Origin of the sequence: Paenibacillus sp. FSL H8-0104 (genome assembly GCF_038050215.1) — a bacterium.
In the GTDB taxonomy this organism is placed as follows: Bacteria; Bacillota; Bacilli; order Paenibacillales; family Paenibacillaceae; genus Paenibacillus; species Paenibacillus amylolyticus.
Genome location: NZ_JBBOTC010000001.1, coordinates 5,948,685 through 5,965,522, shown reverse-complemented (window position 1 = coordinate 5,965,522; position 16,838 = coordinate 5,948,685). Strand labels below are relative to the sequence as shown.

The 16,838-nt window shown below is 44.8% G+C and carries 15 protein-coding genes; 12 read left to right on the top strand and 3 right to left on the bottom strand.

Features of this window, described 5'->3' with window-relative positions:
- Window positions 1–212: 212 nt before the first annotated feature.
- Window positions 213–2,171, top strand: coding sequence for a hypothetical protein (locus tag NST38_RS26385; RefSeq protein ID WP_340387644.1), 1,959 nt, complete (start codon window positions 213–215; stop codon window positions 2,169–2,171).
- A 74-nt stretch (window positions 2,172–2,245) separates the two neighbouring features.
- Here the strand turns inward: NST38_RS26385 and NST38_RS26380 are convergent, their stop codons facing one another.
- A complete protein-coding gene (locus NST38_RS26380; RefSeq protein WP_341344165.1) occupies window positions 2,246–3,352 on the bottom strand; it encodes a stalk domain-containing protein in 1,107 nt (368 codons plus the stop codon).
- A 202-nt stretch (window positions 3,353–3,554) separates the two neighbouring features.
- Complete coding sequence (locus NST38_RS26375) at window positions 3,555–3,761, bottom strand: hypothetical protein (protein ID WP_017692174.1); 207 nt, start codon at window positions 3,759–3,761, stop codon at window positions 3,555–3,557.
- A 336-nt stretch (window positions 3,762–4,097) separates the two neighbouring features.
- Between NST38_RS26375 and NST38_RS26370 the strand changes: the two genes are divergently transcribed.
- The 11 genes from NST38_RS26370 (at window position 4,098) to NST38_RS26320 (ending at window position 16,056) form a co-directional block, all read left to right on the top strand.
- The gene (locus NST38_RS26370; protein WP_076253609.1) at window positions 4,098–5,720 is read left to right on the top strand and encodes a copper amine oxidase N-terminal domain-containing protein; all 1,623 of its coding nucleotides are present in this window, start codon (window positions 4,098–4,100) and stop codon (window positions 5,718–5,720) included.
- 187 nt (window positions 5,721–5,907) lie between these two features.
- Window positions 5,908–6,357, top strand: a complete 450-nt coding sequence (locus NST38_RS26365) for a disulfide oxidoreductase (RefSeq protein ID WP_047841622.1) — start codon at window positions 5,908–5,910, stop codon at window positions 6,355–6,357.
- 19 nt (window positions 6,358–6,376) lie between these two features.
- The gene (locus NST38_RS26360; RefSeq protein WP_076253541.1) at window positions 6,377–6,820 is read left to right on the top strand and encodes a FixH family protein; all 444 of its coding nucleotides are present in this window, start codon (window positions 6,377–6,379) and stop codon (window positions 6,818–6,820) included.
- A gap of 92 nt (window positions 6,821–6,912) precedes the next feature.
- Window positions 6,913–7,893: a LacI family DNA-binding transcriptional regulator gene (locus NST38_RS26355; protein WP_076253542.1), complete on the top strand. Its 981-nt coding sequence runs from the start codon at window positions 6,913–6,915 to the stop codon at window positions 7,891–7,893.
- 161 nt (window positions 7,894–8,054) lie between these two features.
- Window positions 8,055–9,380 carry an ABC transporter substrate-binding protein gene (locus NST38_RS26350; protein WP_083684891.1) on the top strand — a complete coding sequence of 442 codons (1,326 nt, stop codon included), beginning with the start codon at window positions 8,055–8,057 and terminating at the stop codon, window positions 9,378–9,380.
- 147 nt (window positions 9,381–9,527) lie between these two features.
- Window positions 9,528–10,412: a carbohydrate ABC transporter permease gene (locus tag NST38_RS26345; protein WP_341344164.1), complete on the top strand. Its 885-nt coding sequence runs from the start codon at window positions 9,528–9,530 to the stop codon at window positions 10,410–10,412.
- Window positions 10,412–11,239 carry a carbohydrate ABC transporter permease gene (locus NST38_RS26340; protein ID WP_036607075.1) on the top strand — a complete coding sequence of 276 codons (828 nt, stop codon included), beginning with the start codon at window positions 10,412–10,414 and terminating at the stop codon, window positions 11,237–11,239. The genes NST38_RS26345 and NST38_RS26340 overlap by 1 nt, the downstream gene beginning before the upstream one ends.
- Window positions 11,240–11,281: 42 nt before the next feature.
- A complete protein-coding gene (locus NST38_RS26335; protein ID WP_341344163.1) occupies window positions 11,282–12,844 on the top strand; it encodes a glycoside hydrolase family 32 protein in 1,563 nt (520 codons plus the stop codon).
- A gap of 84 nt (window positions 12,845–12,928) precedes the next feature.
- The gene (locus NST38_RS26330) at window positions 12,929–14,407 is read left to right on the top strand and encodes an alpha/beta hydrolase family protein (RefSeq protein WP_282320188.1); all 1,479 of its coding nucleotides are present in this window, start codon (window positions 12,929–12,931) and stop codon (window positions 14,405–14,407) included.
- Between the two features lie 25 nt (window positions 14,408–14,432).
- Window positions 14,433–14,834 (top strand): MerR family transcriptional regulator, encoded by a 402-nt coding sequence (locus tag NST38_RS26325; RefSeq protein ID WP_036606833.1) that lies wholly within the window; start codon window positions 14,433–14,435, stop codon window positions 14,832–14,834.
- A gap of 166 nt (window positions 14,835–15,000) precedes the next feature.
- Window positions 15,001–16,056 (top strand): serine hydrolase domain-containing protein, encoded by a 1,056-nt coding sequence (locus NST38_RS26320; protein WP_341344162.1) that lies wholly within the window; start codon window positions 15,001–15,003, stop codon window positions 16,054–16,056.
- An 87-nt stretch (window positions 16,057–16,143) separates the two neighbouring features.
- On the opposite strand, the gene NST38_RS26315 is transcribed toward NST38_RS26320, so the two are convergent.
- Entirely contained in the window at window positions 16,144–16,821 is a 678-nt protein-coding gene (locus NST38_RS26315) for a succinylglutamate desuccinylase/aspartoacylase family protein (protein WP_339191334.1), read from the bottom strand.
- Window positions 16,822–16,838 lie beyond the last annotated feature (17 nt).

The window sequence follows — 16,838 nt, the reverse complement described above, 5'->3', positions numbered from 1 at the left end:
CGAAACAGCTATTAAGCGGTAGCATCCATACGTAGAAAGAGATTTAGTGAATTCTAAAGGGCAGTTGACAGATAAATGAATAGATCTGTCGCTGTCCTTTGGAATGTTCCATTAGGGCCAGAAGATGGAAGAAAAAGTAATGAATATTTAGATCAAAAGTTCTATACTTAACGAGTCTCAACCAAATCCATTACACAGAGAAGGAGTTAAGTATGTCCAGAGTATCCAAATGGCTCATCGTCAGTTTAGTTTCAATTTTTATACTCAGCATGTCGCAATTCACAGTCTCAGCGTCCACTTCAATAACTCAAACGGCTCAGAACGCAGAGCGATCCATTTCATCCACAGATCGGGTGCAACATAACATTCGTTTTGCAATCAGAGGCACGGAGGTGACCGTGACTACGCTTCGAACGAGTTTTGATACTGGTGAACTCAAAGAAAATGAGTACCATTTTACCGATCCAGCTATTCTCCCTAGAATACATACCGGTCTGACGACAACTTCCCATCAGTATGATCCTATCGTTAGTGACACACCAGCAGGGTTAAAAGGATACATAACTTATTATGCCACGGATGATAAGCAGCATTATTACGTTTTGTACGAGTATGACTATAGCTCGAACACACTTCGCAAGGTCCATGAGGGCGAAAACCGTATCCACTTGGAACCTCAAATCGGAATATATTATACGATCTATGAGAAAAACGTACCTAAATCCAACTACTATTCCATGGTCACAGGAAAAAAAGTATACACTCGCGGAAAGCTTTTGCTGGAAAGGGATTTTACAGATACCAAATATGTGGTATCACCGATTCCACAAACCCGTAATTTTGGGGTTTATTGCACAGATACTTTAGATTGTCACTATCTTGAATATGGCGGTATAAAGGGGAAGAAGGCCAAAGTAAGCGACTTGTGGATGAAGCCCGACCAGAAGACGGGCTTGTCTACTAAAGCTTTTCAGGTAAGTGCAGATGTTCATCTAAATGTTTCTCAAGGCAACACGAGGGATCGGAAATCAGACTGGACTGTGGTTGTAACCAAAAATGGCAAAAAAACTACACTGATTAAAGAGCGAGTGGGCTATGTGCAATCATTTATCTCACCCGAAAGAAAAACATTGGTTCTGGTCACAGAGAACGGTCTGGATAGTAAAATGGAGTCGTCCAAGGTACAAGTCTATGATTTGAAGACCCTTAAGCGGATTCGTTCCTATGATTCTCCTTATCGCGCTCGTACCGAAAGTATCCAGTGGATTACTGAGGATGAGTATATTATTGAACAGTATTTTTCCAATCCAGGCTCTTACCCGCCATCCTTATATGTTATTTCAGAAAATAAACATCTTAAATTGAATTATGGTACGTACAGTGACTGGAAAAAATATTGGAATTCTTTTCAGTTCTCTAATGTGTTTTTCCCGATGGAACCTGTAGCTATTAAGTCTGATCAGGGTGTATTGGAGTATAAAGGGCAGCCCACCTTCTATATGGAAGGTCAGCATTATGTTCCTTTAGAAGAATTCACTAAAGCATTTCATATTCAATATAATCTCAGGAAGGATCGGCTCACCTTCACTCGTGGTCAGCGTTCTTCCAGTGTGAATCAACCTTCAAAACAATTGTTGACGCTATACAATCAGACCTTTATTCCTTTAGGTCAGTGGAGTAAGGACTTGGGGCTCAAAGTGTCGGAAACAAAAGCAACTGGTTACAACAAACAATTAAGCATGAGCGATGAAGAAAAGGGAACTGATCTAGCCATGGATTCCAAAATTCTTCCTTTTCATGCAAGAGCACGATGGATGGATCGGGTAGGGGAGAGTTACCAATTAGATCCGGTAAATACAAGGCCGATGGAATCAGCTGTGCCAGACCGAATTGATGGTGTGGTGCTTAATTTTGATCGAACATTGACCATTTCCTCCTCTAAAGATTCAATTACAGAGTTGCTGTTCATCAATCCAGACTACACTTCGGTGCTCGGGAAAGTATCTTTAACGGACATACCTGAGAGGAAGTGGGGATTTAGCACAGCCAAGATTCCAGAAAACATGTTACAAGATGGTGTGCTTAACGTGATTGTTCCCGTGAAAGAAGGAAAATCAACGATGGTGTACTCCTTAAAGCTTCCAGAACCATTTGATAAAAATAAATTCTAAAGATTCAAAAAAACACACATCAAATCAGCCCCAGCTCATGGAGCGGGACCGAAATGATGTGTGTTTATTTTTGTTTATTTCACTTTTTGTACAGATACCGCCATTTGCTCCAGTTGAGTGTGAGTCAATTGGTTATTCGGTGAGCTGAGTGTTACATAACGATCGTCCAGCTTGAATGTGAGCATATCCGTTTGGTCTGGTGTATACCATTTGGCTGATACGCCATTAGGCAGTTTTACCGTTTTGCCATCATAGCTGAACGAGTAATCTTTAGGGGATACCGTTACATTCATACGATTAAAAACAAAGTTTACACCATCACCACCCGCACCTACGCTTTTGAACGTATCTCCAGCAACCATATGTTGTGGGGCATAGGCTGTTGTGAACCCGTCAAACTTCGCAAATGCTTTGCGAATGTTATCCAATTGTTGTTTGCTATAGTTCACATCTGCGAATGCAGTGATCCCTTGATCATTGTTGCTGTTGGCTTTTTGAACAGAGACAGCGACTTGTTGCAACTGAGCTTGGCTCAGCTTATGATCCGGGGAGCTAAGGGTAACGTAGCGATCATCCAGTTGGAATGTGAGCATGCCCGTTTGATCTGGTGTGTACCATTTGGCAATAACACCATTGGACAGTTTCACGTCTTTGCTCGTATAACCGTCCGAATAATCTCTTGGAGACACATCCACTTTCATATGGTTGAAAACAAAACTGACGCCGTCGCCACCCGCACCTACACTTTTGAACGTGTCACCTGCGATCATCTGCTGAGGGGCATAAGCGGTCTCGAACCCATCGAATTGTGCAAAAGCTTTTTGAATCGCCTCTTTTTGTGCTGCGCTATACGTTACATTTGTCAAAGCTGATGGATTGCTTGTTGCTTGGCCGATAATGACCTGTCCTTTTTTGCCGTCATAGGATACAGGCACATGCAGTGCATCGGCAAGCGCTCGTACGGGCAGATAAGTAGAGTTGTTATAAGTAATTGGCGCAAGTTTGTTGCCATTGCCATCCGTTGGTGAGTAAGCCGCGCCATCGACATTAAAGCTGATTCCATGGTTAAGGTATGCAGAGATTTTCTCCAGTTGCGTTCCGGCAAATACACCCGTTGCTCCTGTTAATGTCATGCCCAGTACCATCATCGTTGCTACGGATTTCTTCATGTTTTTTTTCATCATATATCTCTCCTTCAAGTTGGGGGTTAGTTTTGTTTAATGGGCTCGCTGTCCCTTATGGCTTTATATTAAACCCCGAACATATCCAGAATAATTCTGAATTATCTCCAACTTGTAAACATGTGTATATAAACGGAGAATGTAGAACGAAAACGGAAGCTGCTTGGTGTGTTGAACGTATTCTTTGCCGAATCGAAACATTTTAGTTAAAAAGATAGAGGATTAGTCCGCCAAAACCAAGTACAATCGCACCAACGTATACATAGGAAAGTTTGCTAAGGTTTTGCTTTGTGCGGCGGTCATATTCGGGGTTGCTGGTCTGATTGGCTTTGGAATTTCCGATGATCATGGTAGCAATACCTCCAAACAAGGCGATACCCACAATTAAAACATAAGGCAACCAGGTCATGAATGGACCTCCTTCGCGAATAATATGATATGTCTTTATTGTACTTCAGGATAACCTTTGATGTAAGCTTTAGTTGAGAAATAAAGGAAAATGAAGTATCTATATTACAGTATGTATGTGGTCTTGGATCGGAAAGATCACTACAATTTTATATTTTTTTAATTCAAAAAAACCTTGATACAACAGGAGTTCGCAGCTTTCTTCACTGAAAGCTGTGAACTTTTTTTGCCCACAGAGTGATCCAGAATAGAGAACCCTGCGTTACACCCTATGAAGACGACGACGAGGAAAGAAATTATACACACAACATAATCGAGGAGTGAACACGTAATGAAAATGAAAATGAAGAAGTTTATCGCACCTGTACTTAGCTTGACACTGTTGATGCCGGGGATCGCTGGAGCAGCTGCCGCACCACAGACACCAATGACCATGATGAAAGCATCCGTGAACACACCTGCGGCTGACCTGAGAGCAAACCTGGACCACCTGTTGTCCGAGCACTTTGCACTCGCCGTAACGGCAATGGCCAAAGCATATGACGGAGCAAAAGATGCAGATGCAGCCTACAAAGCACTCGACCAGAATGCACTGGATATGCAACCAGCAATCGCTTCCCTATATGGTGACGCAGGTGCCAAAGAATTCGAACGCATCTTCCGCGCTCATAACAAATACACAGATGATCTGGTGAAAGCAACCAAAATGGGCAACCAGGCTGGAATCAAACAAGCACAGGCAAACATCAACGGTTTCGTGGATGAGTTCTCCACATTCCTGAGCACAGCAACCGAAGGCAAGTTGCCAAAAGCAGCAGCTAAACAGGCTCTGCAAGTGCATGAAGATCTCGTGCAAAAAGTATTTGATGAGTATGTAGCTGGAGATTACGCTGATGCATACAAGGCTTACCGTGAAGGCTTCAAAGAAATGTTCGACGTAAGTAAAGCACTCTCCACAGCGATTACTACACAAATGCCTGAGAAATTCGAAAATACCAAAGCAGATACAAAAGCAGCTGATCTGAGATCTGCACTCAACCACTTGGCTTCCGAACACTTTGCGCTTTCGGCTCTGCAAATGCAAGAGCAATTTGATGGACGTACAGCCGCTTCCAACGCACTGATTACAACTGAAGCTGGAAACACAGCTGACTTCAAAGCAGCAATTGCTTCCGTTTACGGTAACGATGGTGCCAATGCTTTCGAGAAAATTTGGGTAACGAACCACGTTAACGCACAAAGCGACTATGTAAAAGCTGTTAAAAACAACGATGCTGCGGCTCGTGCAGCAGTAGAGAAACGTATTGATGGATTTACAACAGAATTTGCTACATTCCTGGATTCAGCAACAGCTGGCAATCTGCCAAAAGCAGCAGGACAACAAGCGCTGACAACGCATGAAAATCAAGTACAAAACGTATTGAATCAATATGCAGCAGGTAACTATGATGCTTCTTACACAACAAATCGTGAAGGCTTCAAAGTGATGTTTGGTGTAGGTCAAGCTCTGGGTAACGCCATCGTGACTCAATTCAACGACAAATTCCAAGAGCCAGCAACACCAGCACCAGCGCCAGATATGACAACGGTGTGGATGCAACTGAACAGCAAAATGCTGAAAATTAACGATAAAACAACCAACATGGATACCACACCAGTGCTTTGGAAAAACACAACATACATTCCATTGCGTTTCCTGAGTGAAGGTATCGGTGCAACGGTGAAATGGGACAAAAAAGCACAACAAGTAACGGTAATGGCTGGCGATGATACCCTTGAATTCTGGGTGAACAACAACGTTATGGAAGTAAACGGCGTGAAGAAAAATGTGGGTGCAACTGTATTTGTAAACAAAGATGGACGTACGCAAGTTCCTCTGCGCTTCATTGCTGAACTTCTGAACTGGGACGTGAAATGGGCACAAAAAGATGGTTCCATTACGCTGACTAAATCGATGTAATATAAAGTTTTCATATGAATCAAACAAAAGAGCTGCCCCATACGGCAGCTTTTTTGTATTCACCCAAAAGTTCAAATATTTGGTATAATCATCGAGTAATGACCTACATAACAGCTTGAATAGCCGATGGAGTCTAGAATGATGTATGATAATTTGGTATAAGCAAAATGAAGAGGGGGACAGAGGAATGAGTACATCATCAAAATCGGAGCGCCCAGCGAGAAATGTGGATACCCGGTTATTTGTCGCTTGGGCCGTTTCCGTTATCGCAACAGGGGGGAGTCTCTATTTCAGTGAGATCAAGGGCTTTCTTCCATGTGATCTGTGCTGGTACCAGCGCATATTCATGTATCCACTAACGATTTTGCTGGGCATTGCCTACTTTAAGGATGACGTGGGTATCACCAAATACGTACTCCCACTTAGTTTCGTCGGTGGTGGCATTTCGTTGTATCATGTAACGATCCAGCGTATTTTTTCGGCTACAGGTAATGCCGTCGCGTGCGGTAAGGTTCCATGTTATACCGACTATTTGAACTGGTTTGGTTTCATCACGATTCCATTACTGGCACTGATCGCCTTTATTATCATCATCGTGATGCTATGGGGTATCGGCAAAACACCAAAATCTTCTTAATAAGAAAGGATAGATGGTGATGAGCGGACAAGCTCGTTGGTTCATGCCCTTCGTTATTCTGCTCCTCCTGACGGTGGGATGCTCTTATGAAGAACAGTCACAATCGGGCGAGATGCCGGAGATGATCAAAGTGAAACTTGACGTTCCAGAGAAAGCTTCTCTTCATGAACCAACACGGTTGCAGGTGAAGCTTACACAGGGAGATGCACCGTTAAGTCATGCTGACCATGTGCAATTTCAGATCTGGAATGAGCTTGATGATCCGCCTTCTGTATCTCCGGAGCAAGGTATGATGACAGCGGACGAACTGGAGAATCAGGGGGCTATAACTGCCAAGGAGGCAGAGGAAGGGCAGTATGAAATCCAGCATACCTTTGAAGAACCAGGTACGTATGTGGTACAGGTCCATGTTACGCACGGAGCTATGCATAGCATGCCGAGAGCGAGAATTGTAGCGGAATGAAGCAGCAGGCGGGTACCAAGGCTTTGGTTCAGGTTTAGCAATAGGTTTATAATGTTAAAGGTATGAAGAATGTTGTAGGAAAAGAGGCTGTTATGGCAACTATTCATGATGTTGCACTCAGGGCAGGAGTTTCTGTAACTACCGTCTCGCGTGTATTAAACAACCGGGGATATATCAGTCAGAAGACTCGGGACAAAGTGTATCAAACCATGGACGAACTGAACTATCGACCCAATGAAATTGCCCGTTCTCTTCTGCGTAAGCAATCAAATGTAATAGGCTTGATTATTCCCGATGTATCCCATCCGTTTTTTGGAGAACTGGCTAGCTATGTTGAGTATCATGCTTACCAGAATGGATTTAAAATTATGTTATGCAATTCCCACATGGACCCTTCCAAAGAGCGTGAATATGTGGAAATGCTTAAGGGTAATCGCGTGGATGGCATTATTATGGGAAGTCATACACTGGAAGTTGATGAGTATATGAATCTGCATTCCCCAATCGTGACCTTTGATCGTAAGATCGGTGAAGACATCCCGTTTATCTCATCTGATAACTATCAGGGAGGGGTTATGGCTGCTGAATTGCTGCTCTCGAAGAACAGACGACATTTGGCACATATCTGCGGTAATTTGGAATTGCAAATGCTGTCCAATCGCCGGACGACAGGTTTCGTTGATACCTTGCAGGCTCATGGAGTCAAACCGGTCATGATTCATGAAACCGATCTGAATGTGTTTGATCAGCATCAGTATACAGAATTGGTGGATAAGCTGCTTGTACAGCACCCGGAGGTGGACGGTCTCTTTGTAACGAGTGATCTGATGGCGGTGCATGCGCTGAAGCAGATCGTGTTAGGTGGGCGCAAGGTACCCGACGATATCGCTATTATAGGTTATGATGACAGTCGTGCGGCAGCGTATACGATGCCTGGCATAACAACGATCAGGCAGCCGGTGGAGGCCATGGCTAAGCTGGCGATTGATCTGATTCGGCGCCAACTCGCGGAAGAGAAGATCGGAATGGAGCATATTTTGCCGGTTACCATCGTGGAGAGAGAGACGACCTGATACAGGTCGTTTTTTCATATTCGTCCTTTTGCAACGGAAAAATGAAGTCGTAGAAATTTTTTTTGAATGGTATGTCAAACGATTGACATGTCAAACCTTTGACATTATAATTCGATTTGTAAGCGTTTCCTTTTAAACTATTGATCGGGGGCCATAACAAGATGAAAAGAGAACAGAGATGGATGAAATTATCGGTATTGTCATTGATTATGATGCTTGTATTGTCGGCATGTGGAGGTAAAGCAGCGACGGAGTCCAACTCCTCCTCAGAGGGTAGCAACAGTGAGAGTGTCAAAATCACCTTGCTTAATTCAAAGTCGGAAATTAACAGTCAGTTGGAACAAGCGGCTAAAGACTTTCATGCCGAAAATCCAAATATAACACTTGAAATTGTACCTGTAGGCAGTGGACAGTCTCCGTTTGAAAAAGCGTCTGCTTTGTATGCCTCTGGCAGCCCTACAACGATGATGATGCTGGATACAGGGGATGTCGAGAAATTCAAAGATCGTGTTCTGGACCTCACATCCGAGTCTTGGATGAAGGATGCTGTGGAGAATAGCACAGCGGCTACAACGTTTGATGGCAAAAATTATGCCTTCCCGTTCTCTATTGAAGGATATGGATTCATCTATAACCAGAATGTCTTGGATCAGGCGGTAGGTGGGACATTCGATCCAAAGTCTGTACAGACCACTGCACAGCTTGATGAGTTGTTCCAAAAGATCGCTGCTACTGGAAAATCACCTTTGATTGTATCTCCGATGGATTGGTCGCTTGGTGCGCATTATCTGGGGCTTGCATATGGTGGGCAGTCTTCAGACCGTGCGAAGGTGGATCAATTCATTACTGATCTGAAGGCAGGTCAAGTGGACCTTGCTTCCAATGCCGTGTTTAATGGCTTGTTAGATACATTTGATCTGATGAAAACCTACAATATTGACAAGGCTTCTCCACTGTCCGGAACCTATGAGCGTGGACCTGAAGTGCTTGGCAAGGGTGAGGTAGGTATCTGGTTCCAGGGCAACTGGGCATGGCCACAAATTTCAAGCTTTGATACAGCAGATGGAAAATATGGCTTCCTCCCGGTACCTGTGAGCAATAATCCAGATGATTTCGGTAATACGCAAATCTCTGCTGCCGTATCCAAACGAATATTGCTGGATAAGGAAAAGAGCACACCAGCGCAGCAGGAAGCAGCGAAGAAATTTTTGGACTGGATCGTTTATAACGAAAAAGGTCAGGATTTCCTGGTGAATCAAGCCAGTATTATTCCGGCATTCAGCAACATTACATTGGAGCCAACCGATCCACTTGGCAAATCCATTAGTGAATACATCAAGGCAGGCAAAATCGAGGAATCAATGAGCACACTTCCTGCGGATCACTGGTCCAAACTGGGTGCATCCATGCAGAAATATTTGGCTGACGTCATTGACCGTGCCGGACTTGCCAGTGAAATTCAGGCATACTGGAGCAACGTGAAATAAAGGAATTAATCATAGCCCTGTGCAGCACATAGAGAGAGACTTGCGGTACGCCGGAGATGGTGAACATACAGCTTCCACACGAGGTCTGTTCGACTTGTTTCCGGTATAACCGCCAGGCTAATCATTTGGATAGAGTGGAGGTTGACAATGCTGACCGAAAAAGGATTATGGACACGTCTGCGCACCCGCCTGATCTTTACTGGCCCGACATTATTTGCGTTTGCTACGGTGATGATTATTCCATTTTTGTATGGTATTTATTTGACGTTTACGAACTGGGATGGCATTGCCATCGATCAAAACTTTGTTGGCTGGGATAATTACATCGGTGTGTTCAAGGACACCGTGTTCTGGAAATCATTTGGGATGACGCTGGAGTACGTATTTATTACCGTTGTGCTGACCAATGCGGTTGCCTTCCTGCTCGCTTACGTTGTAACTCGGGGAATGAAGGCACAGGGCTGGTTTCGGGCTGGATTTTTCCTGCCAAATCTGGTGGGTGGAATCGTGCTTGGTTTCATCTGGCAGTTTATTTTTAATCAGGTACTCGTCTTTGCAGGACAAAAAATGAATCTCACGCTGTTCTCCACCTCTTGGTTAGCTGATCCGGATAAAGCGTTCTGGGCTCTCGTTGTGTTGACCGTTTGGCAGTATGCCGGTTATATGATGGTTATCTACATTGCAGGACTGATGAATGTGCCGAAGGATGTTATGGAGGCAGCCAGTATTGATGGGGCAAGTAATCGCAAAATGCTGGCGCGCATTGTATTGCCACTGATGGTTCCTTCGTTTATTGTATGCATCTTTTTGTCACTGCAACGGGGATTCATGGTGTATGATCTGAACGTCTCTTTGACCAGTGGCGGGCCCTTCAAGAGCACAGAGATGGTATCCATGCATGTTTATGAGCAGGCCTTTCTTGCTCGTGACTACGGATTGGGTCAGGCAGAAGCCTTTGTTCTGTTTATCCTTGTAGCCGCCATTACATTGCTCCAGGTCTATTTCAGCAAAAAACTGGAGGTCGAGGCATGATGGCTGGACAATCGCGCATTCTCAACTGGATGAAGTTTATTGCATTAATCATTGTGATGATTTTGTTTGTATTTCCGTTTGTGCTTCTAATCGTCAATTCGTTCAAGGCTAACCAGGCAATTACCTCCGATCCGCTGGGCTTGCCAAGCTCCTTTCAATTCGATAATTACGTCAATGCGTTTGACAAAATGGGATATGTATCCGCATTCAGCAATTCGTTGCTCATTACCATTGCAGGTGTATTACTGATTGCTCTTTTTGCGGCGATGACAGCCCATTACTTTGTTCGTCACAAAAGCAAGGTGAATCAGTATCTCTTTTTCCTGATGGTAGCTGCGATGATTATTCCGTTCCAGGCCATTATGATTCCATTGGTTAAAATATACGGCTCGCTCAGCCTGCTGGATAACAAGTGGTCGCTGATCTACATGTATATTGGCTTTGGCAGTCCGCTCGCCGTATTTATCTACCATGGCTTTATCAAAAGTATTCCCCTGGAGCTTGAAGAAGCGGCTCTAATGGATGGCTGCGGCAGAGTGCAGACCTTTTTCCGTATCGTACTGCCAGTGTTACTGCCAACAACCGTAACGATTAGCGTGCTGAATGTATTGTGGATATGGAATGATTTTTTGCTGCCTTCTCTAGTACTGACTTCATCCGAGCAGCGTACGCTGCCGTTGTCCACGTTTTATTTTTATGGGACATATACAGTGGATTACGGTCCATTGATGGCTGGTCTGGTGTTGACCCTGCTACCTGTCCTGATCGTTTATCTGTTTGCGCAGAAGTACATTATTCAGGGGGTCATGCAAGGGGCAATCAAATAAGTTCAGTCGGGTGATATAGAGAGAGACAGGAGTGAAGGACATATGAACCAGGAACGACACGAGAAGCAGGAAATAGACACAAGGCAAGAGACAGACCTTGGACTGACGAGTTCTTCGGCTCAAACGAAGGAGAGTTATACACTCGCCCGGGCGAACGCATATATCAAGGCGCATCGACACCAGGTTGATCCAACCTATCGAATGGCCTATCATTTGATGCCAGAGGTGGGCTGGATGAATGATCCCAACGGCTTCATATACTTCAATGGGATGTATCATATGTTCTATCAGCATTATCCCTACGAACCGGTATGGGGGCCGATGCACTGGGGCCATGCGGTGAGCCGTGATTTGGTTACATGGTCTTATCTGCCTGTTGCACTGGCACCTGATCAGAGCTACGACAGTGGAGGCTGTTTCTCCGGCAGTGCAATCGTGCAGGATGGCAAGTTGGTGCTGATGTACACGGGACATGTCGTGACTGGACCCGACAAGGATAACGATTACTTACAGACACAGAATATCGCTGTCTCGGACAATGGGATTGATTTTGTCAAAAGCGCGATGAATCCGGTCATTCGGCTGGATCAGATCCCAGAGCATACCAGTCCGAAGGACTTCCGTGATCCGAAAGTGTTTGAACGAAACAGTGTGTACTATTGTGTACTTGGATCAAATGATGCTGCTGGCAAAGGTGTCATTCTGTTATACCGTTCAACGGACTTGCTGGATTGGAGTTATGTCAACATTATGGCCCAGAGTGACGGGACGCTTGGTGACAATTGGGAATGTCCCGATCTGTTCACACTTGATGGCCGAGATATTCTGATCATGTCTCCGCAGCGCATGCCTGCACAGGGAGACAACTATCGCAACTTACATTCGACCGTTTATATGATGGGATCGCTGGATGAAGACCGGGGTGTGTTGAAGTACGAGCAGTACGTTCCGCTGGACTGTGGCTTCGACTTTTACGCACCTCAGACGATGGTTGATGCACAGGGAAGACGAATCATGGTGGCCTGGATGGATACGTGGGAAACGGAAATCCCGACACAACAGTCCCATGCGTGGGCTGGAGCAATGACTTTGCCGAGACAACTAATTCGTAGGGGAGAACGCTTGATATTCCAGCCACTTCCCGAACTTATACAGTACAGGTCGGAAGGCAACGAGCAGTATGGTATACATTTAAATGGTGATGAACATGATTTTGATCTTGGAATCAGTGGAGACCGTTACGAACTGTATGCTGTATTCGAAGCGGAACAGGCACAACACTTTGGGTTAAAGCTGCGCACGGGTGAGGATGAAGAAACCGTGATTTCCTATGATGTAGAGCAGCGGCGTTTATGCTTGAATCGCGAGCAGGCCGGACAAGGGCCGGGCGGAGAACGAGCTGCAACAGTGGAACTGCTTGACGGGAAACTGGAACTTCATATCTTTATGGATGTCAGCTCCATTGAGGTGTTCATTCAGCAGGGGGAGCAAGTGATGACAGGACGGATCTATCCTGGGCCGAACTCAACAGGTATTAAGGCTTTCTCGTCCGGAACGTGCACGTTGACCGAACTTCGGAAATGGGATTTACGAATTCCTCGATAAAATCTTTTCTAAAATACAGCCTTGACCTTGAAGTATGCTTCAAGGTTTATTCTTTTTTTATCAAGAAATATTGGAGGCTGAATAATGAGAATTTTAGAATGGATTTTGGTAATCGTGACAGTTATTAGCGCAGTGGTTATTTGGGTGGCTCCCAAACATCGGGTAGTGGGGGGCGGTACGTTGTCGGCACTGGCACTGGCTATCCTTTTGCATGGGGGAATGGATCATTTTCGTTTGCAGTTGATGCCTACCTATATCGTGGCCTTTGTTTTACTGATTGTATTGTCCGTTCAATTATGGAAGTCACGGCGCAATATTCAGAATACACAGAAACAGAAACGTCGATCGTGGTTCAAAACCATTTTGGCATCCATTCTGGTGCTGGCTCTTAGTGCAGGTACAATGGTGTTGACGTCGTTATTCCCTGCATTCACGATGCCCGAATCGACGGGTTCATTTGCCATAGGAACCTTTTCGCAGCAGTTAACGGATGATTCCCGGGAAGAAACGAAATCGGTTGAACCGGGCGACAAGCGGGAACTCATGATCAATGTCTGGTATCCTGTAGATCAGGAAACAGCCAAAGGATTGCCGCTAGAGCATTATCCTGCCGAATTGGGAGAGGCGATCAGCCTGGTATTTGGTATTCCACCAGTGGTATTCAGTTACCTTGACACGATTCCGACGCATGTTGTTAAAGGTGCCGAGGTATCTGCCGCACAGAGCAAGTATCCTGTTTTACTGTTTTCACCAGGGATACGTTCTACTCGCTTTCAAAGTATGACCGCGATTGAGGAACTTGTGAGCAACGGCTACATTGTGGTTGGTATCGACCATCCGTATACATCTGCACAAGTTACATTCTCGGATGGCGATGTCGCTTCTTATCAGCCGGACCCTGACTTCCCAACCTCCAAAGAACTATATCAATATAATATAAAAGGTATAGGTATTCGTGCAGAGGATGCAAGCTTTGTACTGGACACTCTCACACAGTGGAATTCATATGATCCGAATCAATTGCTCGAAGGCAAGCTTGATCTGGATTCTGTCGGTATCTTTGGTCACTCCTACGGCGGTGCAACCACGGCGGAAGCGCTGGCTCAGGATGACCGTTTCAAAGCAGGACTTAGTTTGGAAGGCGGTTTCTGGGGTAAAGTATCCACAACAGCCTTGAAACAGCCGTTTATGTATATCATGTCGGGTGGGACAGCCAAAAGTCTGGACCCGGACGCCACTGCCAAGGATAAAGTATTTTATCCCGAGTTTGAGCCTGATTTGGATCGGGTGATGTCAAACAGTCTTAATGATACCTATTATCTGACAGTGGAGAATTTATTTCATCAAAGCTTTACGGATATTTCGTTAATTTCACCAAAAATGTTTGCCAGAGGTATGACGCCAGAACATAATGTGGATATTACCAGATCCTATACGCTGGCCTTCTTTGATCATTATTTGAAGGGGGAGGAGCAGCCGTTGTTGCAAGGCCCTTCATCTAAATTCCCTGAGGCCACTTATGATACCAAGTATACCAAGCTACGTCACCAAAAAGCGGAATAACCCAGCAGAAGGATGGAGGGTATCTATGGAAACCATGACAAGAGGAGAGCTGGCTAAGCGTACCGGTGTAAGTATGGCAACCCTCCGTTATTATGAGGACAGCGGGATTCTGCCCGCTCCCGGTCGTTCCTCCAACGGATACCGGGTGTATACTGAGGATTATTTGGTGAAGATTAAATTTATTAAGGATGCCCAGTCGCTGGGTTACTCTCTAAAGGAAATACAGGATACGTTACAGTTACTCAGTCAGGAAGACATGGAAAAGGAAACGTTAAAAACCCTTGTACGCGAACGCATCACTGACATTCAGAAGCATATTGACCATCTGGAACAGCTGCAGATTAATCTGGCACGACTGTTGCATACACCGGAGGACGATATCGACAATTATATTCAATCGTTCAGGGTGCAAAAGAAAGAGCCGTAATAGCGGCTCTTTTCCTGTTTAGCAGAAAACAGGAGTTGACTAACGAGCAGGGAATCGGAGATTTAGAAAGAATACATAGTGTAGTTTGCCAATACATAATGGTGTTTAACGTGATTTCAATAATTTCAATAATGAAACTCACACCACAAAAGGAGTAACATTTTCTATGAGGGATTTGCAAGGTTTTGTATCCGATTACATCAAAGGAAAGAAACATCTGCATCTTGAGATTGGCGTTATTACAAAGGGAGTTATCGAATATCATTCATTGGGCAATCCCAAAAAGAAGAGCGTGGCTTCTCCCGAACACAGATTGTTCGAAATCGGCTCTGTAAGCAAAGTTTTTACATCGATCCTTCTGTTAGAATTGGAACGTCAACAGCAGCTTTCCACTGATGACACGGTTGGCAAGTACATACACAATGGCAAAAACGATTATTTGAATAAGGTTACCTTAAAAAGTCTTGCTACGCATACCTCTGGATTACCTAGACTTGCCACAAATCTGAACCCCACGAAAAACCGATTGAATCCGTATTCAGATTATACCGAGGATGATTTACTTGCTTTTTTATCGGATGCTGACTTTGCGGATCAGATGGGTTCATTTGAGTATTCCAATACCGGCGTGGGCTTACTGGGCTATATCCTATGTAAAGTATCAGGCAGTACATATGACGATCTGCTGAAAAAATATATCACAGGTCCATTAAACATGACGGAGACAGCAGCTATGCTGAATGCAGAACAGAATGGCAGATTTGTAGATGGACATACGTCAACGGGGAAAAAGATGCCTCACTGGGATCTTAGTGTACATGCAGGGGCTGGGGCGATCAAGTCATCTGTTCACGATATGAGTTTATTTGTTCAGGCCAACCTTAATGATGATCATCCGGTAGCCTCTGCAATACAAAAAAGTCATGTTCCTATAATGATTGGAGATTCGGATTTATATTTAGGATGGCATAAGGATAAGCTCTTAGATCAGAATATTCTCTGGCATAACGGGGGGACATTTGGTTTTAGCAGTTATTTAGCCTTAAACAAGGAACAGGGTATAGGCATCGTATTATTGTCCAATTATTGTTTTGGATCAGCCTCAATTGTGGATGAGTATCTGGATGCGATATTCAAGTTTATAACTAAAAAAGACCTTTATCCACTCATGCCGCTGGATCCCGTGGGTAATAAAATACTGGAAGCCATGATGCAGAGATAAAAAAACACCTCCAATAGAGATCACCTGAGGATGTACTTCGGCGCTCTCTGTTGGAGGTTTTTTTTCGTTCTATCTTAATAGTCTTGATCATGACATACCCGCTTCACGCAGAAAATGGTGCACAATCTTCGTCTGATACTTGATACGGGTCGAGCGTTTCAGACTCCAACAGGTCTCCACTGTGACGGAACGGGCTTGTAATAGTCTTGAAGCCGCTGTACGGGCAGATCCCGGCAATTCATGCTGCTTGAGGTTAAAATGACGATCATGAATGGCAATCGACCGATTCATCCGTTCGATAACTCTTCTGCAAGCTGGAATCGTCCCACTGCCGGGATTAGTGATCAACGTCTGTCCAAGCACCCGTGAACTAAGCTGTGACAGGCCGTTAGCTTCATGCAGATCAAGCCACCAGTCGGCCCGATGTTCACGCGCCAGCTGAAAAACTGCCGCAGCGAGCGGATGCTTGGCCTTGCCTGACATACGACGTGGAAACGTACGATTCAGATCTGGCTTGCCTCTGATTTTCTTAGCGTAGGCTTGCTGGTTCACGCGTGGCACGATAATTAACAGCCCTCGCTGAATGGCGTGACGACCTGTCGCAATATCATCTGCGAGTTTTTGCGCAGCGGCCATACTCGCCGTTTCATTCCCGTGAACCCCGGATGTAATGAACATCACGGGTCCCGGCATCATGCCACGTACAATGAAGTAGGGAGTAGCGTGTACGGTGGATGCTAGAAGGACATGTTTGGTCACAAGCATGACACTTCACCTCCGTT

Excerpts from the sequence above, each read along its gene's own strand:
- NST38_RS26385 (WP_340387644.1), top strand. The coding sequence starts at position 213 with ATGTCCAGAGTATCCAAATGGCTCATCGTCAGTTTAGTTTCAATTTTT.
- NST38_RS26380 (WP_341344165.1), bottom strand. The coding sequence starts at position 3,352 with ATGAAAAAAAACATGAAGAAATCCGTAGCAACGATGATGGTACTGGGC.
- NST38_RS26375 (WP_017692174.1), bottom strand. The coding sequence starts at position 3,761 with ATGACCTGGTTGCCTTATGTTTTAATTGTGGGTATCGCCTTGTTTGGA.
- NST38_RS26370 (WP_076253609.1), top strand. The coding sequence starts at position 4,098 with ATGAAAATGAAGAAGTTTATCGCACCTGTACTTAGCTTGACACTGTTG.
- NST38_RS26365 (WP_047841622.1), top strand. The coding sequence starts at position 5,908 with ATGAGTACATCATCAAAATCGGAGCGCCCAGCGAGAAATGTGGATACC.
- NST38_RS26360 (WP_076253541.1), top strand. The coding sequence starts at position 6,377 with ATGAGCGGACAAGCTCGTTGGTTCATGCCCTTCGTTATTCTGCTCCTC.
- NST38_RS26355 (WP_076253542.1), top strand. The coding sequence starts at position 6,913 with ATGGCAACTATTCATGATGTTGCACTCAGGGCAGGAGTTTCTGTAACT.
- NST38_RS26350 (WP_083684891.1), top strand. The coding sequence starts at position 8,055 with ATGAAAAGAGAACAGAGATGGATGAAATTATCGGTATTGTCATTGATT.
- NST38_RS26345 (WP_341344164.1), top strand. The coding sequence starts at position 9,528 with ATGCTGACCGAAAAAGGATTATGGACACGTCTGCGCACCCGCCTGATC.
- NST38_RS26340 (WP_036607075.1), top strand. The coding sequence starts at position 10,412 with ATGGCTGGACAATCGCGCATTCTCAACTGGATGAAGTTTATTGCATTA.
- NST38_RS26335 (WP_341344163.1), top strand. The coding sequence starts at position 11,282 with ATGAACCAGGAACGACACGAGAAGCAGGAAATAGACACAAGGCAAGAG.
- NST38_RS26330 (WP_282320188.1), top strand. The coding sequence starts at position 12,929 with ATGAGAATTTTAGAATGGATTTTGGTAATCGTGACAGTTATTAGCGCA.
- NST38_RS26325 (WP_036606833.1), top strand. The coding sequence starts at position 14,433 with ATGGAAACCATGACAAGAGGAGAGCTGGCTAAGCGTACCGGTGTAAGT.
- NST38_RS26320 (WP_341344162.1), top strand. The coding sequence starts at position 15,001 with ATGAGGGATTTGCAAGGTTTTGTATCCGATTACATCAAAGGAAAGAAA.
- NST38_RS26315 (WP_339191334.1), bottom strand. The coding sequence starts at position 16,821 with ATGCTTGTGACCAAACATGTCCTTCTAGCATCCACCGTACACGCTACT.